The organism is Ruminococcus flavefaciens (genome assembly GCF_900143025.1).
GTDB classification, from domain to species: Bacteria; Bacillota; Clostridia; order Oscillospirales; family Ruminococcaceae; genus Ruminococcus; species Ruminococcus flavefaciens_I.
Genome location: NZ_FRCT01000019.1, coordinates 1 through 24,235 on the forward strand (window position 1 = coordinate 1; position 24,235 = coordinate 24,235).

A 24,235-nucleotide genomic window follows, 5' to 3' on the forward strand; every position below is an offset into this window, starting at 1 on the left:
CCAGTTGTCATGCCAATGGCACAGCTGGGCAGCTAAGTGCGGAACGGATAAACGCTGAAGGCATCTAAGCGTGAAGCCGACCTTAAGATAAGATATCCCTTCGTAAGAGTAAGACCTCTCATAGACTATGAGTTTGATAGGCTCAAAGTGTAAGCGTGGTGACACGTTCAGCTTGCGAGTACTAATCGGTCGAGGGCTTTTCCTTTTTACTTCATTCAGAGTTCTAGCCTCGCATTACGCTTTATTCCTTCAAAAGTTTTTTGAAAAAATTGAAAAAATCGCTTGACAAATCCTTTTAAATGTGATATAATAGTTAAGCAGTTTGATATGCACCATTAGCTCAGTTGGTAGAGCAACTGACTCTTAATCAGTGGGTCCTGGGTTCGAGTCCCCGATGGTGCACCAAAATTTGGCCCGTTGGTCAAGCGGTTAAGACACCGGCCTCTCACGCCGGTAACACCAGTTCGATTCTGGTACGGGTCATATAAATAGTCGGTGCTTATGGCAATGAGGTCACACCCGTTCCCATTCCGAACACGGAAGTTAAGCTCATTCGCGTTGACGATACTTGGCTGGTGACGGCCCGGGAAACTAAATCAGTGCCGACACTGTATATTCCTCCTTAGCTCAGTCGGTAGAGCACTCGGCTGTTAACCGAGTTGTCGCCCGTTCGAGCCGGGCAGGGGGAGCCAAACGAAAGAGACATTAACCAAATTAGGTAAATGTCTCTTTTTTTCTGTTTATTTCCTATCAATTGTAGTTAGGACTTGATTTTAGTACTTTTCTCGAATTGAAAAAACACTGGGATCGAGTTCTTTTTTGTTCACTAGAATTAATGATAGAAAACTATCATCGATTTGTAAGCCAACGAGAGCTAAATTTAATCAGGGTTAGTAGTATTCGTGTCTATCATATGTTCAAGTATTGATATAAAGATTTTTTATCTTTATTAAAAAGTGCTTTCTAAGATCTTTTTATAGGGGGAGACGCCAATGAAGAGCATATGAACTATCCTGTTATAATATTATTATTAAGTTTATAAATTGTAGTGAATAAGTATGCTTGGTTGTAGGAGGTGATATATCTATTTCTAATCTTTCATAAACCAATCTAATATCTACTAATACTTATTTAAGGAGTGATTATATGAAAATAATGAAAAATATTACCTCGTCAGTTATAGCCTTTTTTGTATCTATTGGATGTATAAATTTATGTTGCAACACAAATTCTAATGCTAACGCAATATCAACTTATACATATACTTATGAATGTGATGCTAATAATGATGGAGATACTGATTTTGCAGATGTTATAACGATATATCAGTACATAGCAGGAACATATAATATTGTTGATCATGATGAAGCGGATTTTGACAATGACGGTATTATTAGTGAATTGGACTGCTATAGGTTGCAAAATTATCTTTTAAATAACCCAGTATCTATAAATCCTGATGATACCACTGGTTCAACTACACATTTATTAAACACCACAAAACAATATTACCGATATTCTGCAACCACAGGTTCACTTTTAGAAACATATAATGTTAATGCTGCAGCAACAATAGGCTTAACATCATTTGGAAACTCATCTGACAGATCAGTCATAGGAGTAGATGAACGTTATCCAGATTACTCTCACAAAGGAATTTGTAAAATTACTAAAACTGATGGTACATGGGCCACAGGATTTGTGGTAAGCGAGAATGGAATTTTAACTGCTGGGCATGTTGTATATGGTAAAAAGATTTCCAGTATTACTTTCTACGATAATAATGGAGTAGTAGAATACACTCCTTCCGCCGTTGATTACAGTATACCAAGCGATTATTCTGGAGCTTCTCCAACGGATTATGCACTAATTACTGTTTCAGATTTATGTGATTTGTCAGATTATAATGTTTTTGGACATGGATATGCTTTAGATAGGGCGATTATTGAAGAAGCAGATATTTCGGTAACGGGGTTTCCAACAGATTTGACTTATGAATCAACAGGTGAAGGTCGTTTAAAAAATAGTACCAGTGGATATAATGAAATGAAATATACTTGTGATACATATTCTGGATCAAGCGGTTCACCTATATATACCGATTTAGTATATAATGGTGAACATTATTATATTGTCATTGGCATTCATACTTCTGGAAAAGGAGATTATCAATATAATTCGGGTGTTCGTATGTGTCCTAACATATGGCATCTTGTTAAATTCAATTCATGAATTTACGAAATAAAGTAGTTATTCTCAAAAAAGAGTCAGTACAATTTTGTACTGACTCTTTTTATCAAGTTACTTTTTAACTTTTGAATCACTCCAATGGAGATTCTTCTTTTTGTTTGGTTTCATTTTCAATTATAACGCCATATTGATTGACATAATCAATGAATTCTTTGGTTTTTGCAGTACCGATATTGAATTTTGCAACGCTTTCAGCTATGTTTGTTGAGATGTAACCGTTTCTATTTACAGTTATTCCAATGTTTTTTCTTCCCGTTAATGGAATATCTATACTTATTCCACAATCGCCCTGAGACATACCGCTGCCGCAGTTTTCAATGTCTCTGTCGTTAAATAAAATCTCCCAAAGCTTTTCGGGATCTATTTTATAGAAGGTATCATCGACGTACACACCGTTTATTATCATTTCATGTTCAAGATTCATATCATTGATAAGCTGACCGAGTGTTTCGGGTGAATAGTTAATATTTCTGAAAACGTGATATTCGTTATCAGTATCGTACTTTATAGCTATCGCACAATCAGAAGAAATATTATTGATCTTAAATACTTTTGCACCAATTGATACTTCTTCTCCAGTGATCTCATTTTTCCCATTTAAGCTGATGTCTTCAAGAAACTCGCCAATTTTTTTATCGTCAACGTGCTGAACATTGCAAGAAACATATTTAGAGCCCAGTTTGCCAAATGGTACATTGAAACGAATCTGTTCCATACTGTTTACATTATCATTAACTGCAGAATAATAGTATACTTCATTGCTGCCTTCATACTTTACTGCTATCATTCCATTATAATTTTCAAGAGCTATATCATAGATTTCAGCATTTATAATATACCTTTTATTTTCATTACTGTCATCATTTATAAGTTCCTTAGTTTCCTTTTTTAATCCTATGGGTGTGACATTATCAGTTTGTTTTAGCCTGTAAACGGTACCATCATCAAGGTGAATCTCGCTGAATTTGTCGATTATCAGTTTAGCATCAGGATTATTTATTCTTATATCTCTACTAACAACAGTAGTAGTTGCTTGAGTTGGCTGTTCAACAGGTTTTGTTTGTGTTGCATTGGTAGTTCTCAGAGGTTTGGCAGTTGCAGTAGTAACAGCTGATGACGCAGCTTTAGAAGTTGAGCAAGAGGCAGATGTGGTGGTATGATTCTTGGTTGTAACAGTTTTCTTTTCAGTCACTTGAGGAGAAACAGTCCCTGAAGTAACTGTATTTGGAGTTGAAGTTGTTAAGCTGACAGTTGATGGTTCTGAAATTATAATATTATTATCTGGCACTATGAGATGATTTATATCCTTATTATGCCAGATACTAAATCCAACAACAATTGCCGCACAAATTCCTGATAATGAAAAGGCGACACGAGTACAACGTGACATTATGATTTTTTTTCTTTTAAGTCTTTCGTCGCCTCTTTTGACAACTATATCGAATATTTTCTCATAGTGATCTTTCATAGCCGCCATCCTCCTTTTCAAGTATTTTTTTCAAAGCCTTTTTTGCACGATACAACAGTTCGCCAGTCTGCTTTTTACTTTTTTTCATTATATCCGCCGTTTCGGTATTACTGAAGCCTTCAATATAAATAAGATAAATAACCTGCCTGTATTCGGGTTTCAACTTATCTATTGCATGATAAAGCTGTTCCTTTTCATCTTTGTTATCAAGCTCTTTTTCAAGATCACTCTTACTTGGAAGATCTTTCAATTCATCCACAGACAGAGCAGTATATTTATTTTTGTGTTTCAGGAAATCATATGCAATGTGCCTGGCTATGGAATAAAGCCATGTCTTGAATGTACTTTTTCCTGAATATTTAGGCTGTTTTACATATAATTCGACGAAGGTCTCAGTCATAACTTCTCTTGCATCGTCCATATTTCCAACAAGTGTACATATGTACAAAGTAAGGCTATCACTATAAAAACGGATTATTTCTTCAAGTCCGTTTTTATCGCCAGATAGAAAACGGTGGTAGCTACTTGCGCCGTTATCCATAATATCCCTCCTTACAAGGGTTCCTTAATCTTTAGTCTGTTTATTAATGCCTTTTTTCGTAGTTTAATTCAAAATATTCGCATAAAAACCACATAATGCACAAAAACAAGTCAGGTGTATTGTGTATCTATACAAAATATAACATATTTCAGATATTTTTTCAATATACATACGAAAATTGCCTATTACGAAAAGACTAATATTACAAAGGCAATAAAATGACTGATGTATATTTCTGATATACGTCATCTTGTTAAGCCAAATCTATGGAAGAAGGTGTTTTTATGAAAAAGCTCATAACAGGTATAACAACATTATTAACATGCGCAGTATCCCTTATGCCGTTGTCGGCTTCTGCAATCTATATCCCTGCTGATTCTTATGAGACTATTCATCAGCAGCTTGAAGGCTATACCTTCATTAAGGAGGTTGAGGTTTCGAAGAAAGATCCAAATTTTCCAAATGACTATGAACTATACATCAAGATGCCAAACGAAAATGACTCAGGTTGTACAGTAAAGCTGCTGACGAAGGAAAATTACGATGCAATCAGAATAAATCTTCCTGACGCTAACGGCAGACAAATTCTTTCCGATGCTTTGCAGCAAGTTGGAATAGACGGGAAAGTATTTCATGTTGAAAAAACAAACTATGAATGCAGACTGTATAAAACCGTATCAAATAATGATATCAAAATGTTGTATTCCCTTCTGAATGACAATAACCTTATCACGGAATTCGTTTACAGTACTGATCTGTATTCCATTCATGAAGGCATAGCCAACAGCGAAAGCTTAAGCCGTTTCGGATTCTGTTCATATGATTATGACAAGGGCATATGGACGCCACCTGAAGAACAGATTGCAAAACGTAATCAATTGGTTGAACTTACAAAAGAACTTTTACCTGATGCTACAGTTGAACTTACTTCTTTCTCGGATAAGGATGAAGGCTTTACTGCATATGAAGCTTCTGTAGTTCCTGCAAGTAACATGACGTTAAAAGAGTGGATAGACTTTTCAATGAAAGTCAATGAGAAAATCGGTGTTTTTGGCGGATTCGCTATAAATGAAGAGTCACCTCCAGTATTCAAAACAAATAATGTTGATTTATTTAATGCGGTTGAAGGAGATTCTAACTGCGACAAACAAATGGATATGGCAGATGCAGTACTTATTATGCAGGCTCTTGCAAATCCAAATAAATACGGTATAGATGGTACGGCTGAACATCATCTTACTGAACAGGGCAAATTCAACGGGGATATGGACGGTGACGGCATAACTGTAGGCGATGCTCATACAATACAGAAAATGCTTCTTGGCTTATAAGTCAAAAGATAAGCTTTTGTATTATTGATGTTACTTATCATTTTAATGCTAACAATATTAATATTAACAGTATTGAATGGTGGTTAAGAGTTCATTTAATAATTGACCATATAAGCGGAATGACAGATGATTTTGCACTTCAAACATATCAGTTGGCCAAAGGCATTGATATAAAGATATATTAATAGTTTGTATTATAAGATGGCGGCAGTTCTTGCTTATAAAATAGAACAGTTATTCCACTAGATGTTGTATATAAATTGGTATAAAACACTTACAGTGGTAGAGCACTCGGCTGTTAACCGAGTTGTCGCCCGTTCGAGCCGGGCAGGGGGAGCCAAAATGATGAGAGATACTCAACTGAGATAGCGTTTTTATGGAGGTGCGGCTATCTTTTGGTTGAGTGTCTCTTTTTTATTTTCTCATACTGCGATTAAATTGTCATGTTCATATTATAAAGTTCAAGGACTCGGTTTTAGTGGTTATCACGAAATGTGAAAACACTGGGATCGAGTCCTTTTTTGTTTCCCCGAAAACCATCTGTTAGTAAACCTATCAGCGATTTGTGAGTCGTTTCTGACGGCATCGGTTGCAGGTCGGGAAACTACACCACCGAGATCAACAAAAGCCATTGTGAACGATTTGTGAGCCTCCTGTGGCAGATACATAGAAAGCAGATCACGCCTGCTGTCTATGGAATAATTATGACAGGAGGAAATCAGATGAACAAATTCTACATGAACGGTAAGCTGATTCACAAGGCTTCTGATCACAACACCAAACGCTGTGAGGTTGAGAAATGGGTATTCCTTCCTCACTCCGACTTTGAAAGGCTGAAAGCAAACCCATATAGACGGAACGGCTGCTTGTGATCCTGCTTATATGTATAATGATACAATGACGAGTTCAGTTCCGGATATTAACGATAATGTGCATCGTCATATCGGTATCAAGAAGATTATAAGAGAAAAAGAAGTTCAAGAACATAACGATCCTACTATTTTGAAAAATGTAGCAGGTTGTGAAGTGACCATTACCTTTAAGCCAAGGTCAGAATGTAAGGGAGATATTAAGGACAATGTGCTCTGGTTAATACTGGAAGCATTCAAGGAGCGTATAGGCATACTGTCCGATGATAGATCATCAGACAAAGGAAAATGTGAATTGAAAGATGAACTATCAAATAATATACTATTATAATAAAGGAAGGATATACATATGGGTGGTAAAAGCGTTTGTCGCTAGAATAGAAGAAAATGATAATATCTCAGGTCAAAAGCCGAATTAAGATAGGCAAAGGATATAAGATAAATTTAACGCTTAATATGGAGTATGAGCAGTTTTGCGAGGGATGGAATGGGTTAAATAATTTATAAACATAATTTAACTTGAAAATAATACTGGATTATGATACAATAATATTGTATCATAATCATTTTGTGGTTGATAAGTGGCAATAATAAAGGTAATACTGCCATTCGGTTTATATAGATTAAAATTAGTTAAAGGTGTGAGAGCATAATGTCTAAAAGTCAGAATATAGAATGGAAAGAATCATGGTGTGATGAATATCTTAAATAGATATGCGGTTTTGCAAACGCACAGGGCGGTAAAATATATATAGGTATGAATGATGACGGCAAGGGTGTCGGAGTTGAAGAGAGCAAGAAGTTGTTAGAAGATATTTCAAACAAAAAAGTAAATTCTCTTGGAATAGTAGCAGATGTTAATTTGCATATTATGTTAAGCGATTAAGGGATGAAAAGATAATAAGGAGAGTTGGGACTACGCATAAAGGTTATTGGGTAATAATAAACAGAGGCGATAAATACTGAAATTAATTGCAGGAGCTCATTTGGTAAAAGTATTTTTCTTATGCATTATAATTCATAATGAAATCGTCTATTTTCATAATTATTCTTTTTCTGACAAAAAATATGCTATTATACTATTACAGACAAATCTATTAATTTATAAAACGGAGGTATAAAATGTATAATTTATGTGTAGAAGAAAATAATGAAAAAAAGCTTACGGAAGTTATGAACGAGAGGGACATCATTGCCTCATTGCTCAATCAGCTTGGAATTCCAAGAAATACAGCAGGATATAATTATCTTTTATATATCATATTAAAGATCAATCGCTCGAATAATATAAATGTAAAGCTTACAACTGAGCTATATCCTCAGATTGCAGATGAACTTGATTCGTCCGTTAAAAGAATCGAACGTGGTCTCAGATATTCCATAGAAGCTGCGTGGGACAGAAATAGTGATGGAATAAAGGATATTCTCGGTTATTATGATGACTGCAAGCCTTATTTAAGTGAATTTATATGGTTATTAGCAGATAAGTACAGAATAATTAATAACAAAAAACGATTTACACCAGGATTTTAACTACTAATTACAAGCAAGGGAGTAAGAAATGAAAGATGTATTTGAAATAGCGGTCTGTGATGACAGCAGCTTTGACAGATTTGTAATTGCAGAAATGATAGATGGCTATTTTAAAGACAAGTCTTTTCTGTATCACGTTACAGAATACTGTAATGAAGGTACTCTGATCGACGATATAGAGGAAAGCAACAGATATGATATTATTTTTCTTGACATATACCTTAATAGTCTTCTTGGCATAGAAGTTGCAAAAAAACTTCGTTCAGGTGGCTATAACGGGAAGATAGTTTTTCTTACTGCTTCTGATAAGTATGCAGTTGAAAGCTATGACGTAGATGCTGCAGGTTACTTGTTGAAGCCGCATAATTATGAGAAATTTTGTAATGTAATGGACAGGATTCTCATAGGCAGACGCAAAAATACGATTATAGTTAAGAAAAGAAGCAGCGTAGAATATATTTCCTATGATAATATCAGATATATCGAAAGCTCAAATACGAAATGTCTGATCCATTGCAGTGACGGCAAGGTACATACTATATATACACGTCTTGATCTGATGGAGAACGATATTGATGACAAGCGTTTTTTACGGTGTCATAGAAGTTTCCTTGTTAACCTTTATTATGTAAGAAGTATGAATGAAAATTTTGTTATGGATAATGATGAAATAGTTTTAGTCAGAAAAAAGAGCATTAAGGATATTAGACGTATGTATCTTGAATACAATTCAAATGCTGTGCTAACGGGTGATTTAGCTGAAATAGCGGGAGCGTGACTTTGTGGAACTTATGGATTTTTATAATGCAATAGGTGAAAATTATGATCTGTTACTCAGCAGGCTTCTGAGTTCTGACAGAATAGAAAAATACCTGACAATTTTTTTCAGTGAAAATAGTATTGCAGATCTGAAAAACCAGATCATCAATAATGAATTTCAGTCAGCGATCAATACCGCTCATACTCTCAAGGGCGTCACTTCTACTCTCGGATTTGACAGGTTGGCTTCTGATATATGTGTGATACATGGGGTACTGAAAAATAATGAAACTGAAAAAGCCGGCATACTATGTCAGAAGATCGTGGAAGAATATGAGCGTATCTATAAGCTATGGTGCAATATACATAGTAAAGACGGAGTATTATAACAATCAGCCCTGTAAAGGAGAAACAATATGATAACAATTGAAAAGCTCCGTGAGTTCGGTGCAGACGTTGATGACGGACTTTCAAGATGTCTGAATAAGGCGGAGCTTTATTTAAATCTCGTTGGTAAGCTTACAGAAGATAAAACGCTTTATTTACTTGAACAGCAGCTTGTCAGGAAAGAATTTGATGGGGCTTTTGAGACTGCACACTCGTTGAAAGGAGTGTATGCAAATCTATCTCTTACACCCTTGACCGGACCTGTCACTGATATTACTGAATTGCTGAGAAACAGAACAAATACAGAATATACTGAACTTATGGACAAGCTTAAAACTGAGTTTGAAAGACTGTGTGAATTGTAATAAACAATAACGATATGGGGGAACGGTTCTTTTGAAGTGTTCCCTTTTTTCATGATACTATTCAATTTTGGAGGTATAAGCCATGTTTGGTAAGCATTTTGAACTGAACGAACAGACAATGCACATTGTAAAGGCTATAGGAAGAATGATGCCCGGCGGCTTCTTTATATACAGAGCGAATGAAACTGAGGAGCTGCTTTATGCAAATGCAGCAGTTATCAGTATTTTTGGCTGCAAGGATATTTCCGAATTCAAAGAACTGACCGGCTATACCTTTCGCGGAATGGTACATCCTGATGACAGGGCATCTGTTGCCGCTTCGATTATTGAACAAATAAAGAAAAACGAGGATAATTTTGACTGTGTAGAGTACCGTATCATCAGAAAAGACGGAGAAGTCCGCTGGGTGGATGACTACGGCCATTATACCGATACAGAAGCCTATGGCGGAATTTATTATGTGTTTATTTCAGATATTACCAAAAAACATGAACAGCAGGAGCTTGAAAAGCGCCTTGCTTTTCAGGAGAAGCTTATAGAAGAAAAAAATCAGCGTGAACAGCAGGATAAGATGATAACTGCACTTGCCTCGGATTACAGAAGCGTTTATCATATAGATCTTGATATGAATGATGCCGTTTGTTATCGGGGTGATCTGAATGATAAGGAGCAAACAGCAGAAGGTGTTCATTTCCCATACTATGAACGATTTAAATGGTATGCCGAACATTTCGTTGACGAGAATTACCGTGATGGTTTTATTGAATTTATTGATCCCGATAATATCAGAAAGGCACTGTCGGAGAATATCATTATAGCCTATCGCTATCTTGCACACAGGAACGGTTTTGATTATTATGAGATGATAAGAATGGCAGGAGTGCGTCATGCCGAGGACAGAGACGATAATATAGTCCATGCGATAGGTCTGGGACTCACTAATATCGACAAGGAAATGCGTGAAACAATGGCAAAGAATCAGGCATTAAGCGAAGCTCTTGAAGCTGCTGAACAGGCGAACAGGGCAAAAACTGCCTTCTTATCCAGCATGAGCCATGAGATACGTACACCAATGAATGCCATAATCGGTCTTGACAGCCTTGCACTGAGAAATACAAATCTTGACCCTGAAACAAGGGAGTATTTTGAAAAGATAGGTGAAAGCGCACGCCATTTGCTGGGACTTATTAATGATATTCTTGACATGAGCCGTATTGAATCGGGAAAAATGATACTCGGGAAAGAGGAATTTTCATTCCGTGCAATGCTTGAACAGATAAATACTATTGTAATGACACAGTGCAGTGATAAAGGTCTGAAATATGAATGCAAGGTCATCGACGGTATTTCCGATTACTATGTCGGCGATGATATGAAGCTGAAGCAGATACTTATAAATATTCTCAGCAATGCTATTAAATTTACAGATGCTCCGGGGCATATTACGTTTACTGTTGAAAGAACAGCTGTATTTGGAGATAAGTCGATAATAAGATTTGTAGTTAAAGATACGGGTATCGGAATGGATAAAGCTTTTTTACCGAAGGTTTTTGACACCTTTGCCCAGGAGGATTCAACCAGGAACAATAAGTACGGCAGCACAGGGCTTGGTATGGCAATAACAAAGAATATCGTTGATATCATGAATGGCACTATATCTGTTAGATCGGAAAAGGGCATTGGTACGGAATTTACCGTTGTTGTAACGCTGAAAAACTGCGAGCGTAGCGGAGCGGAAGATGTATTCATTGATTCAAAAGAAATGCGTGTGCTTGTAGTAGATGATGAGGAAGTAGCCGCCGAGCACGCAAGGATAGTCCTTGATGAAGCAGGTATCAAGGCTGATATCTGCCTTGATGGCAGGAGCGCACTGGAAATGCTTGAAGTGCAGCATACAAAGCATGAACCATATAATCTGGTTCTTCTCGACTGGAAAATGCCTGAAATGGACGGTATCGAATGTGCAGAAGAGATACGAAAGCTTTACAGAAAAGAAACGACTATTATCATACTTACTTCTTTCAACTGGGACGAGATCATGGATGAGGCGATACATATCGGAGTTGACAGCTTCCTTGCTAAACCGCTGTTTGCCTCAGATGTAATAAGTGAATTTGAGCGTATTGCAAGAAAGAACAATATACTCATGCTCCGTGAAAGAAAACGTGCAGATCTTAATGGAAAGCATATTCTTCTTGCTGAAGATGTCTTTATTAATGCAGAGATAATAAAGGAACTGCTGAAAATAAAGAGAATGATAATAGACCATGCAGAGAACGGGAAAATTGCTGTTGAAATGTTTTCGGATAGTCAGGTCGGATATTATGATGCTGTTTTGATGGACGTTCGTATGCCGGAAATGGACGGACTTGAAGCTACAGCAGAAATACGTTCACTTGGACGCCCCGACGCTGAAAAAGTACCGATCATTGCTATGACTGCCAATGCCTTTGACGAGGATGTTCAATTATCATTACAGGTCGGAATGAACGCACATTTATCAAAGCCTGTTGAAGCAGAGCGTCTGTATCATACGCTGGAAGAACTGATATGGGATGCAGAACAGACCAACTTACACCTGAGAGGATACAACAATGCAGAAAAATAAAGCAATAACCGCTTTTATTATAATACTGACAATAATAATGACATTTGCTGTACCGATAAGAGTTTCTGCACAGGAACAACCAAAAACGATACGTGTAGGATACTATGAAAATGAAGTCTTTCAGGAAGGCGCAAAAGATGGCATCGTAAAATCGGGATATGCATATGAATATTACCTTAAACTTTCAGAGTACACTGGCTGGGAATATGAATACGTCTATGGTAGCTTCGGGGATGTATATGATATGCTTCTTGCCGGTGAAGTAGATGTTGTTGCGGGACTTGCATATAAGGAAGAACGGAAAGAGCTTATAGGATATCCTGATCTTCCTATGGGAAGTGAAACGTATAACTTTGTGAAGCATGAGACAGATACTGACATTACTGCTGATCCTCAGACATTTAACGGAAAAAAGATAGGTGTGCTGGACAGTGCAATGGTAGATACGCTGAGAGAATATCTTGACAGTCATGCCATAAAAGCAGAGGTAATGGCATTTTCTGATTATGAGGAGCTTTTTTCCGAATTTGATTCAAAGAATGTTGATATACTGGCGGCTGAAGGTGACGGCGCTTACGGCAGAGACCACGCCGAGGTTCTTTTTTCATTCGGAGACTCAAACTATTATTTGTGTGTAAGCAGATACCGCAGTGACATCCTTTCTGAGCTTGATACAGCACAGAATATGCTTGCGGCTGATGAGCCTGATTATCTTAATTATCTGAATCACAAATACTTTCCTGTAAGCGTTTCGTCAAGAGCTTTTTCAGCTGCTGAAAAAGAATGGATAGATACTCACAGTGAGATAAGGATTGGATGTCTGGAAAACTGTCTCCCATACAGTGACACGGGAAAGAGCGGCAGCGTTACAGGTTTAATAAAGGATCTTATCCCTGAAATATTTAATGACCTTGGGCTTAATAAGATCAATGTGACCTATACAGGATATAAAAACTATGATGATATGATAGCTGCTGTGCAAACGGATATGATAGATGCAGCTTTTCCTGTTGGCGGAGGTCTTTACTATTCCGAAGAAAATGGGATATACCAGTCAAGTCCTGTAATTTCTACCACGACAGAACTCGTTTACAATAACGGATATGATAACGATACAGTAAGCAGTTTTGCGGTAAACCGAAACAACACGATACAGTACTACTATATCATCACAAATTATCCTGATGCAAAAATCATCAGCTGTGATTCTATTGAAGAATGTCTTGAAGCTGTGCTCTCAGGCAAAGCAGGGGCTACTACACTGGATGGCATGAGGGCTACAGATATTCTGAAAAACAGCAGATTCCGCAATCTTTCACATCGTAACATAAGCAGGAATGATGATCGCTGTATCGGTGTAAAGATCGGAAACGAGGAGCTGCTTAAGCTGATCAATAGGGGGATTGCAGTTGTTGGCAGTGAATATGCTCATAATCGGGCATACAGATATACAGATGAACTGTATAATTATGGCTTTACAGAGGCGTTAAGGGATAATGCAGCCGTGTTCATTGCAATAGCTGGTGTAATAACGGGGCTTGTTATGTTTCTGCTTGTCCGTGATATAAAGCGTTCGAGAAAAGAACTTGCTATTATAGAAAAGTCAAGACTTGAACTTGAACAGGCGAATAAAGAGCTTGATGAGAACAAGGACGCACTTTCCGATGCGCTGTCGGCGGCAGAACACGCAAACCGTGCAAAGACTGTATTTCTCAATAATATGTCACATGATATACGTACTCCTATGAACGCTATTATAGGATTTACAGCGCTTGCGGATTCGCATATAGACAACAAGGAGAAGGTGCGGGATTATCTTGGCAAGATAAGTGTTTCAAGTCAGCATTTGTTGTCTCTGATAAACGATGTACTGGATATGAGCCGCATAGAAAGCGGCAAGGTGTTGATAAATGCATCTGAAGCACACCTGACAGATGTTATAAATGATATATGTACCATTGTTCATGCCAATATTTCATCTAAACAGCTTAATTTCAATATCGACACAAATGACATCATACATGATGATATCTTTGTCGATAAGCTCAGACTTCAGCAGGTATTGCTGAATATACTTTCTAATGCAGTAAAGTTCACTCCCACAGGCGGAATGATAAGCCTGAAAGTTATAGAGAAACAGCTCACGGATAATAAAACAGCATGGTTTGAATTTCGTATAAAGGATAACGGTATCGGTATGAGTGAAGAGTTCCGCAATATGATATTCGATGCCTTTACCCGTGAACAGACCAGTACAGTCAGCGGTATTCAGGGAACGGGACTTGGCATGGCTATCACCAAGAAAATAGTAGACATGATGGGAGGAACTATTTCTGTAAACTCCGCGGAAGGAAGGGGAAGTGAATTTATAGTTTATCTGCCTTGCAGGATAGTTGATAAAGTATCAGAAGAGGATGGCACAGACAAGAATAAAGGTGATATAGTCAGTATTCATGATCTTAAAGGAAAAACGGTTCTTATTGCAGAGGATAATGAAATGAATCAGATGATCGCCAAAGCAATTCTTGAAGAAATGGGCTTGACAGTTGATATTGCCGAAAACGGAGAAAGTGCTGTCAGAAAGATCACAGAAGCTGATGCAGGGCATTATTCTATTGTTCTTATGGATATACAAATGCCTGTTATAGATGGCTATGAAGCGGCAAAAAGAATACGTTCGCTAAAGGATGAGGGAAAAGCTGATATTCCTATAGTTGCTGTAACTGCAAATGCGTTTGAGGAAGATAAAAAACTTGCTTTGTCTGTTGGAATGAACGGCCATCTTGCAAAACCGTATGATATCGGACAGATCAGAAAGACACTTATTGAACTTTTGATATAAAGTGTGTTTTATCTTTTGTTGTAAATATCATTGTTCTTCATCTTGATTCTAATCTAAAAAAATGGTCTTGAAATTATGCTTTATTTATGATATAATTGCATTAATCAAATATTCAGAATTAAGTGAAGATTTGATACTTTTGGTATAAATCACTTACAGTGGTAGAGCACTCGGCTGTTAACCGAGTTGTCGCCCGTTCGAGCCGGGCAGGGGGAGCCAATTAAGTCCAAATCTTTGATTTGGACTTTTTATTTTATACACAAAATGTTATTATCGCTGATATTGACAATATCTTGATTTGGTGCTATAATCGGCTTGTAAAGTAATAAGCGGATAGGTAAATATCATGAAAACTATTAAAAGGATCTTTATAATATGCGGTGTGCTGCTTATACTGGCTGCTCTGGCATTGTGCGGCTATAATATAATGCAGGATAAAAGGGCGGAAAATGAGTCAAATAAGGTCATGAGGGAGCTTATTAAGCTTATCCCTGAGCCTGATACAGCCGTAAGTACTACAGAGAAAGCATCTAATCCGGCAGATGATCTCTTTGCACCATATGAACTTGAAAACAATTCAACAGATATGCCTTCTCCTGTTAATATTGGCGGCAGGGATTACTGCGGATATATTTCAATTCCTTCCCTTGAACTTGAGCTGCCTGTAATTGATAACTGGAGTTATGATGCATTGGAGCTTTCACCCTGTCGTTTCAGCGGTTCTACAGTCGGCAACGACCTAATTATTGCCGCACATAATTATAACAGCCATTTCGGGCGCATAGACGAGCTCGATCAAGGCGATGAGATAATGTTTGTTGATACCGAAGGAACGGTACACAGGTATCGCGTAGATGATATAAGAGTACTTAACGGAAACGATTCTGAGGGAATGTTTAACGGCAAAGGCTCTGATTGGGATATTACCCTTTTTACCTGTAACTTCAGCGGTCAGGCGAGAGTTGCCGTAAGAGGCAGCAGGATAGACAATAAATAAAACATCTTCAGTATAAGTCTACTGAAGATGTTTTTTCTTATTTATTATCTTTTTTCGATTTTATGAGTAATCCTAGTGTTAATAACAGTATTCCGCCTATTGCAAGGGGGATAACAGGCCACCACAGCTGTCCTGTCTGTATCAGAGGCGGCAGCTCCTTTGTTGTGGTTTGGGGTGTTTGTGTAGTAGTTTTGGTTGTTGCTGTTGAGGTTGCTGTAGTCTTTATGGTAGTCTTTTCATCGAGGGCAGTTGTTGTTAAAGCTGTACCGGTTACGGTAGTCGTTGTTCCCGGGGTAAAGGTTGGATCGTAGCTGTTCTTTATGAGGTACTGGTTGCTGTTGAAGTCTATTAAGACCGTATAGTCTACAGGAATATGGCGTTCCACAACGTACCAGTCGTTTATTGGTTCAAGGTCATTCCAGCGGTATTCCCAGTTGTTTTCCTCATTCAGGGTCACTGTATCATATATCTTGTCATTGCGGTAAAGGTCTACAGTAACATACGTGGGGTGTGGTATGCTTTCGGGAGTATCATTTATCCAGACTTTTTTTACGGTATAGGAGTCCACAACACTGCTGAGAGTTATATATGCGAATTTAGGATAAGCGTCATAGCTGAATGTAACATCGCTGTCATTGGCTTCAAGGAGCAGTGTAGACGGCACGTAGAAGGTTTTGTCGACCTGTAGTGTGCGACCTACGGCAAGATAAACGCCCTTGCTAAGTCCGCTGAATGTGAGTTCTCCGTCCTTGTTTGTTTCGCCGCTTGAAACGGGAGAGACTCCGTCAACGACCGCATAGCTTGCGATAGTTTTAGCTATCTGCTCAACATTTTCCTCTGTTATATTGCTCGTATCTATCTGATAACCTGCAAAAGCTCCTGTAAGAACTATGCCGCTGCCTGAGCGTTCTCCAACCTTGTAAAGTCTCCACTTCATACCCGTGAGGATAGTATCGTCTTTTCGGCATATCAGATTTATGGAGTGTTCTCCGCTGTCATCACAGCTCACAGAAAGCGGAACACAGGATAACAGACAGACCAATAAGGAAAGCAGGAATACTGCGATGTGTGTTATTTTTCTTCTTATACAGGGCATGAGATCACCTCTTTATACTTTTATTCCTTTCGTTTTTATCCTTTCTGCCTGTCAGTATCCAGAACAGTATCAGGCATATCAGAACAGGTATTACAATGAACGGCAGTACCTTTATCTCATCTACAGGAACAGCGTCTGTAAGTACCTTTACCGTGTGCGGTGCATCAGTCTCTATTCTGTGTGCTCTTACCAGCAGACGATGAGTATTTATGCCGTAGGGAGTACAGGTCATAAGAGTGACGTAATCCTTATCGGGGACTGCTGCAAGCCTGCTCATTTCGTAGGGCAGTACCGTAGCTATCTCGTCCACCTCGTAATCAAGCACCTCGTCAAGTACCGTGATGCGGAACGTGTCATTTTCCGTGAGCTGGTCTATATCGGTGAAAAGCTTTGCAGAGGGGAGTCCGCGGTGGGCGGATATTACCGAGTGAGAGCCCTTTCCGCCTATGGGCAGTGAGCTTCCTTCAAGATGTCCCACGGCTACATTGAGGACTTCGGGGCTTGTGCCGTGATATATGGGAAGATAGGTGTTTATCTTGGGTATCTCTATATATCCGATTATACCTGTTCCCGTGATATCAAGCACCTGTTCGTATCCCTTTATATTTTTGTAATCGCTCAGGGGCGCACTCAGCTTTGCAAGCTCGGCATTGTATTCCCTTGCTCTTGCAAGTTGACGCTCCTTGTCGGCATTGTCCATACTGCTGACCTTGCGGTCGTATACAGCTATGGCGCGGGACTGCTTATTGGCGTTCCACCAGTTGCTGAATGTGGGATATATCATTATACAAAGTCCCACGGCAAGAGACAGGACAAGGACGATATTTACGATAAGACTTCGTTTGCTCTTTTTCATTTTATTTTACCGAATGAGCCTATGGGGGCGACCCTCATGCAGACCTTTCCTATGATGTTTTCCTCAGCAACACAGCCTACAGCTGTTGAACGGCTGTCAACGGAGGTGCTCCTGTTGTCACCAATTACAAAATAACGGGAGTCGGGGACTGTGAACGGGAAGGTGATATCACATTCTCCCAGTGAAGGCTTGCTCACGTATGGCTCGGCAAGATTTGTGCCGTTAAGTTCCACAGTGCCGTTGTCGGATATGCTTATTACGTCGCCTGCTGTGGCTATGACACGCTTTATAAGTACTTTTTTATTATGGTAGAAGGCGATAACATCGCCTTTTTTTATGTCTGATGACTTATTACAGAGAATAGTCTGTCCTTTTTTCAGAGTGGGCTCCATGCTGCTTCCTGTAACTCTGTATACGGGGAAAATAAAATTGCAGATAAGGACGATAACAGCTGCGGCGACCACAAGTGAACAAAGTGTGCTGAGCAGCATTTTTGCAAATGCTTTTTTATAGCTTTGGGGCTTTTTATTCTGTTCAGTGGTAATTTTTTCGTCCATGATACGATTCGCAGCCTTTCTTTATATACAAATTGTAATATACGGATATGTTAATACAATTATTTTATTTCATGTGCCGGGGCAGTGTTCATAAAGGCAAAATCTCCATGTGTATATTATACTTTCTGATTATGAGACAAGTCAATCATAAAGTGTTAACAATCATTGAATAAAGCGAAATTTCGTCATTGGTAACAATAAGAAATATTTTTGTTTGGGTAAAACACCAAAAAATTTCCAAATTCAGAACACGAGATTAACAATGTGTGAACGAAATTTCGCGTAGTATAAAACGAAAAAAACTGTTCATGTTGTATAAAAATGGTTCAACTTTTCTATGGTTAAAGCACACAAAGAACGGAATGAATATTGTTGCTATCCTACAAAAAAACGAGAAATGATGTTAAAAATTATAGTTTCTGTTGACGTAGTTCCGTAACAAATGGTATAATATAAATATCTTAGTAAGGTTATAAAAATTTTTTATGGAGAAGCAATATGACTGATAAGGAATTCAAACGCTTGAAAAGAAGCGATCTGATATATATTATTTACGAATACCAGAAAAAGCAGGAGGAGCTCATTAAGGAAAACGAAGAGCTCCGCGAAAAGCTGAAGGAAAAGGATATGAAAATAAGCAATGCAGGCTCTCTTGCAGAGGTATCTGCAAAGCTCAACGGGCTTTTTGAGGCTGCACAGCAGACTGCTGACGATTACATGAAGCAGATCGAGAATACCGCGGCTGAGCAGGCTGAAAAAAGAGCAGAAGCAATAATACAGGAAGCCAATGAAAAGGCAAGGAAGATTATTTCCGAAGCAAGAAAGTCGGCTTTTGAAAAGAATAATAATGATTAAAGGAAAAGTGGATTATGTCAGCTGATAAAAGTGCTACGGAATTTATGCCTTCGGTGGAACAGGTAGAGACCGAGCTGAAAAACATTAATTACAGAAAAAAATTCAAAAAAACTATGCTCAGTACTGTATCCATACTTATCGTTGTTGCGGCAGTTGCAGTACTGGTGTCGACGCTTTTCTTCCCTGTGGTACAGGTTGCGGGAAGCAGTATGGAGCCCACCTTGAAGGAAGGGGATATACTCGTCCTTATCAAGTCGGACAAAGTAGATCATGGTGATATGTGCTGCGTTTCATGGCAGAATAAGTCGCTGCTGAAACGCGTTATCGGACTTTCAGGGGACATGGTCGACATAGACGCTGACGGGAACGTCTTTGTCAACGGAAAGCTTCTTGATGAGCCTTATGTCGAGGACAAGGAGCTTGGAAAATGTGAAATTGATTTCCCGTATCAGGTGCCCGAGGACAAGGTCTTTATACTCGGCGATAAGCGCGATACCTCTGTGGACAGCAGAAGCTCGGCTATAGGCTGTATAGGTAAGGATCAGATCATAGGAAGGGTGCTGTTCAAGGTATGGTCTAAATGATTGAAGAAAGGGGAACGGTGAAATAGATGAAAAACTATTTCGACAGTTTTTATGAGATAATGCATAAAAACAGTGTTAAGCGACGGCGTATGATATCGCTGCTGCTTGTTTTATCAATATTTGTTTCATCGGGTGTCCTCTGGGAACTGCGAGATACGGTCATCACTATGGTCAATGAGCCTGTGTGCGGACTCGAAGAACATGAGCATACCGATGAATGTTATGAAAAAGTGCTTGTATGCGGACTTGAAGAAAACGAGGAGCATACCCATACCGAGGAGTGCTACGAGAACGTTCTTGTATGCGGTCACGATGAGCATTGGCACACACCGCTGTGCTATACCGATGAGGAGCTTCACGAGAACGATGAGCAGTCCGAAGCTGAGGAGAGCAAAATAGTTTCTATTGATTATCCCGATGAGGAAATGGGAGAGCTCGATCTTCCTGTATACAGGCTCGGAGATGACTCTGTAAGAATGTTGGAAGGCGAACAGGCAGATCAGTTGGACCCTCAACCTATTCAAACTATCGACAATATCGCAAGAGGTATCAAGTTTACACTGTTTGACTACTATGAAAACGAAAATGCACTGGAAGCTGAGCAGAATAACTATGATATTTCATGGAATTCAGAAAATAATGAATGGGTGCATAATAATATAAAACAAGCCGGTTTGAACTATGGAAGAGACCCGAGAAATGATATTCTTTTCTTTGCTTACGGTACACCCGCTTTTACAGGCTATATAGACACGTTTAATAAGGAAGGAACCGAAGAATATCAGAACTATAAGCGTGATTGGGATGATGAGAATAATAAGTATAATCCAAGCAAAAATAATTATTCGGGCGATTATAATAAAGATTCAAATGGACAAACTTTATCAGGCAACAGACCTGTACAGGGTATAGTTGAAAATCAATTGGTAAACGGTTATCCTAAGGTCGTAGGTTCTGATGAGGGGGCTAATCTTGCTTATCTGTTCGATGAAAATGATACATCTATATCATCTTACAAGACATCTTATACCGACGTAAATCATTTTCTGAAGTCAGTAAACCAAAACGGCGTTGAGCACCTTGTTTATAACAGCGATGAAAATTATGCGTATTTTGATCAGTCTACCAATAACTTTATTGTTTATAACGGCACTTATCATATTATAAACAAGGATCACCATAGAGCAGGTGATTATAATAATCTTACAGATGAAGAATATGGAGATAAAAATGGTGGTGAGTTTAAGATAGGTTTCTTTCCGTTTGATCAATATGATACAAACAGGAGAGACCCTAACTATAACGGTAACGGCTTCAATCATCACTTCGGAATGAAAATGGAAGCTGATTTCTTCAATATTAAGAATTCAGAAGAACCAATCATATTCAAGTACAGCGGCGACGACGATATGTGGGTTTTTGTTGATGACGTTCTTGTTCTTGACATTGGCGGTATACATGAGCCGGCTGCGGGAATGATAGACTTTACCAACGGTCTTATATGGACGCAGGATAATTTATATGGTAAGTCTGCCAATGTTGCGTATAACGAGCTTAAAAACAGTAATTCCAATCTTCCTGAATTGAGCGCTATTTCTCTGCCTGATAACGGTGTAAATACTGACGGTGCTTCAGAATCTAAGTGGAAGGTCGAGACTATAGCAAGTAAATTCACTAATGTTAGTAAAACATGGAATGATGCTTCCGGAGCTAAACACTCTATCAAAATGTTTTATCTTGAGCGAGGCGGCTGTTATTCCAACCTTGCTATGGATATGAACCTTCCTACCGTAAAGCCGATAACTGTATCGAAAACGGTCGATTACGGAACGCATCTTGATAATTCTTATGATAACAAGACGTATGAATTCGAGCTTTTATATAGGTCGTCAAATTCCAATGCTGAATATGTCAGATACGAAAGAACAGGACTGACTAATCCTTTTACAATAACCGACGGTGAAAGAATGGTCATAAATGGTCTTCCTGAAGGAAATGAGTATATGGTCGTTGAAAAAGAGATAGATACAAATATCTATTCAAAAGTAATAATAAACGGACAAGAAGCGGCGATAAATGAAGGACAAGCTCATATCAACGGTTATACTCTTGCCGATGTCAATGTTTATAATTTTGAAAACAAGATCATAAACGAAGAAGCTCCCATAACGGTTAGAAAGGATTGGGTAGGAGGCATACCGAGTGCTGAGACCATACCCGATGTCAAGTTCAAGATATATCGTACTGACGAAAAAGGCGTAGAGAATATCGTTGCGATCAATAAAAAACGTACTTTTAAACTGTCCGGCAGCGATTGGACATATACCTCTCCGCCATTGCCTACAAGGTATGGTGCACACACCTATACCTACAGCGTCAGAGAACAGGATGTTCCGCCTGGATATGCAGAGAGCTACAGAAGTAATAACGGTGATCTTATCATAACCAATACACCAACCTCCGATGTTCAGATAAACGTTGAGAAAAGGTGGGAGAACGAAGCAAGTATTGATGTAAAGCCGACAGTAAATGTTACTCTGAAACGCCAGTATGCTGAATATGAAGCGAGTAAGGCGGCTTCGGTCACTATAAAGGTATTTGATAAGGGCGGCGTAAATAAGCTCGGAGAATGGACAACAAATAATGCATATGTGGATGGAAGTCTTGAGTTTTCAATTAATCCGCCAAATGGTGTACGCTATTTTGCTTATAATGATTATCCTAAAATAGAAAGTGGTAATGAGAAAACAGCTATAAGTTATCTTGATGGTGTATTTGAAGTTACAAATATTGCTGAAAATACGGAAATCCATTTGAAATATGATAATAACCGTATAGATGATAGTGTTACACTTTTCCATGATACATTCACATGGGACACCGACGGCTGGCAGGCAAGAGGCGCAACGATAGGAACATCAGGTAATAATCCATATGCCAAAGGCGATCAAATGGTTGTTTATAATAGAGTAAACAGTAACGGCAATGTGGAGTCATGGAGAGGCGCTCAGAAAAGACTTGATTCGGATCTTTTCAAGCCCAATCATACATATTCATTTACGGCATATGCAAGGAGTTTTGAAAAACCGACTAAAATTGTTCTGACTTTATATGACGGCACAGCTTATCATCGTATAGATGAAAAAGAAAATGACGCAAATAGTTTTTCAAAGCTTTCGGGTACTATTACTCTTCCGGGTTCGGTAAATCCTTATGGTATGTATCTCATAGTTGAAACTGATGATATCAATTCATCACAGTTCTATGTTGACGAAGTCGTAGCCGTTGAAGGACAGATGAATATTGATGTTGAAGCGGGTACGGCTAAAGTAACTATTTCAAATTATAATGAAACTATCTGCCATGATAATTCTGACACTGGTTATAAGGGTTGGAATAGCTTTTGTGGCAGTACTGTTGAACGTATTGAAGAGAATTTTCAGTCGCAAGTTTTTCATTACATTAGGATTACTGATAGAGAAGCAAAAAATTCCAGTGTGGCGAAGGATTTACATGACTTGAAGCCCGGATATCAATATGATTTTTCTGCATCTGTTCAAAATAATATTGAGACTGATTCCAGCAAATTTAAACTTACTTTATGCTACACTAATAAAGCAAATGAAACAAAATATATTCCTGTTATGGAGTTTGATACTACTTCAGGTTGGAATTATTCTACAAAAAGTGTTACTAATTTCCCTATACCAATAGATGCACAACAAAACAGCATATTTGTATATATTGAATCTGCCGATGAAAACAAGAATTCTTTCAGACTTCGTGAATTTGAAGTTAAAGAATCGAAAGCCATATCTGTAACGCCCGAAGGTTATATTCAGAATAATAACGGTTCATTTACTCAGAATGATGCAGTCTATACGCTGACTTTTGATTCTGATTCGGTAACTAAGCCGCTTCATCTTACGGCAGATTATCAGGAAGATAATAATTTTAATCCAAGTGTTGTTACCCTTAATGCCGGTAATAACTGGAAAAAACAATGGACGAAAAGCGAACTAAATGAAAGTTCAAACAGAGTCTATAAATATTACGTTGTTGAAAGTCCGCTCGGAGATGATTATGTCGTTACATATCTGAACGATTATGTTCCGACAAATACTGCGGATGATCCTATAATCATAAAAAACAAATACATCTTGTACAGGCTCCCGGCAACAGGGGGAAGCGGCACAGGACGGATATATTTTCTGGGCTTTGTGCTGACTGCAACGGGAATAATAAGCGGATCCGCCTTGTACAGGCGCAAAAGGAGGCGAGAGTGAAATGGCTTCCTGAATACTGAAACGGCGGATCAAAACAACAAAGTCAAATTA

20 protein-coding genes, 3 tRNA genes and 2 rRNA genes are annotated in these 24,235 nt (G+C 38.4%); 20 read left to right on the top strand and 5 right to left on the bottom strand.

Translation table 11 applies throughout. The features are described from left to right. The 6 genes from BUB28_RS14520 to BUB28_RS14545 all read left to right on the top strand — a co-directional run. Positions 1 to 206: ribosomal RNA gene (locus tag BUB28_RS14520) — 23S ribosomal RNA — on the top strand; the annotation flags it as partial. A gap of 123 nt (positions 207 to 329) precedes the next feature. Continuing rightward, a tRNA-Lys gene (locus tag BUB28_RS14525) sits at positions 330 to 405 on the top strand. 6 nt (positions 406 to 411) lie between these two features. Then, positions 412 to 483: transfer RNA gene (locus BUB28_RS14530), tRNA-Glu, on the top strand. A gap of 8 nt (positions 484 to 491) precedes the next feature. Further along, positions 492 to 608 (top strand): 5S ribosomal RNA (rrf, locus tag BUB28_RS14535). Positions 609 to 616: 8 nt separating this feature from the next. Continuing rightward, positions 617 to 692, top strand: a tRNA-Asn gene (locus tag BUB28_RS14540). Between the two features lie 454 nt (positions 693 to 1,146). Next, positions 1,147 to 2,232: a trypsin-like peptidase domain-containing protein gene (locus BUB28_RS14545; RefSeq protein ID WP_072952262.1), complete on the top strand. Its 1,086-nt coding sequence runs from the start codon at positions 1,147 to 1,149 to the stop codon at positions 2,230 to 2,232. Positions 2,233 to 2,320: 88 nt separating this feature from the next. Here the strand turns inward: BUB28_RS14545 and BUB28_RS14550 are convergent, their stop codons facing one another. Beyond that, positions 2,321 to 3,718 carry a hypothetical protein gene (locus tag BUB28_RS14550; RefSeq protein WP_072952263.1) on the bottom strand — a complete coding sequence of 466 codons (1,398 nt, stop codon included), beginning with the start codon at positions 3,716 to 3,718 and terminating at the stop codon, positions 2,321 to 2,323. Then, on the bottom strand, positions 3,702 to 4,259 hold the full coding sequence (locus tag BUB28_RS14555) for an RNA polymerase sigma factor (RefSeq protein ID WP_072952264.1): 558 nt from the start codon (positions 4,257 to 4,259) through the stop codon (positions 3,702 to 3,704). Before BUB28_RS14555 ends, BUB28_RS14550 begins: the two co-directional genes overlap by 17 nt. Positions 4,260 to 4,543: 284 nt before the next feature. Here BUB28_RS14555 and BUB28_RS17600 point away from each other — a divergent pair, with 284 nt between their 5' ends. The 11 genes from BUB28_RS17600 to BUB28_RS14615 all read left to right on the top strand — a co-directional run bounded on the left by BUB28_RS17600 (position 4,544) and on the right by BUB28_RS14615 (position 15,950). After that, on the top strand, positions 4,544 to 5,590 hold the full coding sequence (locus tag BUB28_RS17600) for a dockerin type I repeat-containing protein (protein WP_072952265.1): 1,047 nt from the start codon (positions 4,544 to 4,546) through the stop codon (positions 5,588 to 5,590). A gap of 722 nt (positions 5,591 to 6,312) precedes the next feature. Continuing rightward, on the top strand, positions 6,313 to 6,462 hold the full coding sequence (locus tag BUB28_RS17140) for a hypothetical protein (RefSeq protein ID WP_175547865.1): 150 nt from the start codon (positions 6,313 to 6,315) through the stop codon (positions 6,460 to 6,462). 10 nt (positions 6,463 to 6,472) lie between these two features. Next, entirely contained in the window at positions 6,473 to 6,790 is a 318-nt protein-coding gene (locus BUB28_RS14570) for a hypothetical protein (RefSeq protein ID WP_072952266.1), read from the top strand. Positions 6,791 to 7,171: 381 nt separating this feature from the next. Next, positions 7,172 to 7,345 carry an AlbA family DNA-binding domain-containing protein gene (locus BUB28_RS14575; protein WP_347497386.1) on the top strand — a complete coding sequence of 58 codons (174 nt, stop codon included), beginning with the start codon at positions 7,172 to 7,174 and terminating at the stop codon, positions 7,343 to 7,345. Between the two features lie 236 nt (positions 7,346 to 7,581). After that, complete coding sequence (locus BUB28_RS14580) at positions 7,582 to 7,992, top strand: sporulation initiation factor Spo0A C-terminal domain-containing protein (RefSeq protein ID WP_072952267.1); 411 nt, start codon at positions 7,582 to 7,584, stop codon at positions 7,990 to 7,992. A 28-nt stretch (positions 7,993 to 8,020) separates the two neighbouring features. Further along, a complete protein-coding gene (locus BUB28_RS14585) occupies positions 8,021 to 8,770 on the top strand; it encodes a LytR/AlgR family response regulator transcription factor (RefSeq protein WP_072952268.1) in 750 nt (249 codons plus the stop codon). A 13-nt stretch (positions 8,771 to 8,783) separates the two neighbouring features. Next, positions 8,784 to 9,140, top strand: coding sequence for an Hpt domain-containing protein (locus BUB28_RS14590; RefSeq protein WP_242940005.1), 357 nt, complete (start codon positions 8,784 to 8,786; stop codon positions 9,138 to 9,140). A gap of 27 nt (positions 9,141 to 9,167) precedes the next feature. After that, positions 9,168 to 9,503, top strand: coding sequence for an Hpt domain-containing protein (locus BUB28_RS14595; RefSeq protein ID WP_072952270.1), 336 nt, complete (start codon positions 9,168 to 9,170; stop codon positions 9,501 to 9,503). An 82-nt stretch (positions 9,504 to 9,585) separates the two neighbouring features. Further along, a complete protein-coding gene (locus BUB28_RS14600) occupies positions 9,586 to 12,111 on the top strand; it encodes a PAS domain-containing hybrid sensor histidine kinase/response regulator (RefSeq protein WP_072952271.1) in 2,526 nt (841 codons plus the stop codon). Next, a complete protein-coding gene (locus BUB28_RS14605; protein WP_072952272.1) occupies positions 12,098 to 14,953 on the top strand; it encodes an ATP-binding protein in 2,856 nt (951 codons plus the stop codon). The genes BUB28_RS14600 and BUB28_RS14605 overlap by 14 nt, the downstream gene beginning before the upstream one ends. A gap of 346 nt (positions 14,954 to 15,299) precedes the next feature. Then, positions 15,300 to 15,950 (top strand): sortase, encoded by a 651-nt coding sequence (locus BUB28_RS14615; protein WP_072952273.1) that lies wholly within the window; start codon positions 15,300 to 15,302, stop codon positions 15,948 to 15,950. Between the two features lie 37 nt (positions 15,951 to 15,987). On the opposite strand, the gene BUB28_RS14620 is transcribed toward BUB28_RS14615, so the two are convergent. Genes BUB28_RS14620 through lepB (BUB28_RS14630) form a run of 3 tightly spaced genes read right to left on the bottom strand, consistent with a single transcriptional unit; the run spans position 15,988 to position 18,459 of the window. After that, positions 15,988 to 17,046, bottom strand: a complete 1,059-nt coding sequence (locus BUB28_RS14620) for a Cna B-type domain-containing protein (protein ID WP_072952274.1) — start codon at positions 17,044 to 17,046, stop codon at positions 15,988 to 15,990. 4 nt (positions 17,047 to 17,050) lie between these two features. Further along, positions 17,051 to 17,902, bottom strand: coding sequence for a class C sortase (locus tag BUB28_RS14625; protein WP_072952275.1), 852 nt, complete (start codon positions 17,900 to 17,902; stop codon positions 17,051 to 17,053). Further along, positions 17,899 to 18,459 carry a signal peptidase I gene (gene lepB, locus BUB28_RS14630; protein ID WP_072952276.1) on the bottom strand — a complete coding sequence of 187 codons (561 nt, stop codon included), beginning with the start codon at positions 18,457 to 18,459 and terminating at the stop codon, positions 17,899 to 17,901. Before lepB (BUB28_RS14630) ends, BUB28_RS14625 begins: the two co-directional genes overlap by 4 nt. Before the next feature lie 498 nt (positions 18,460 to 18,957). On the opposite strand from lepB (BUB28_RS14630), the gene BUB28_RS14635 reads away from it, so the two are divergent. From BUB28_RS14635 to BUB28_RS14645, 3 genes are read left to right on the top strand one after another with little or no spacing between them, the layout of a single operon-like run. Continuing rightward, the gene (locus BUB28_RS14635) at positions 18,958 to 19,314 is read left to right on the top strand and encodes a DivIVA domain-containing protein (protein WP_072952277.1); all 357 of its coding nucleotides are present in this window, start codon (positions 18,958 to 18,960) and stop codon (positions 19,312 to 19,314) included. 14 nt (positions 19,315 to 19,328) lie between these two features. Further along, positions 19,329 to 19,898: a signal peptidase I gene (lepB, locus tag BUB28_RS14640; RefSeq protein ID WP_072952278.1), complete on the top strand. Its 570-nt coding sequence runs from the start codon at positions 19,329 to 19,331 to the stop codon at positions 19,896 to 19,898. A 26-nt stretch (positions 19,899 to 19,924) separates the two neighbouring features. After that, the gene (locus tag BUB28_RS14645; RefSeq protein ID WP_072952279.1) at positions 19,925 to 24,184 is read left to right on the top strand and encodes a fibro-slime domain-containing protein; all 4,260 of its coding nucleotides are present in this window, start codon (positions 19,925 to 19,927) and stop codon (positions 24,182 to 24,184) included. Positions 24,185 to 24,235 lie beyond the last annotated feature (51 nt).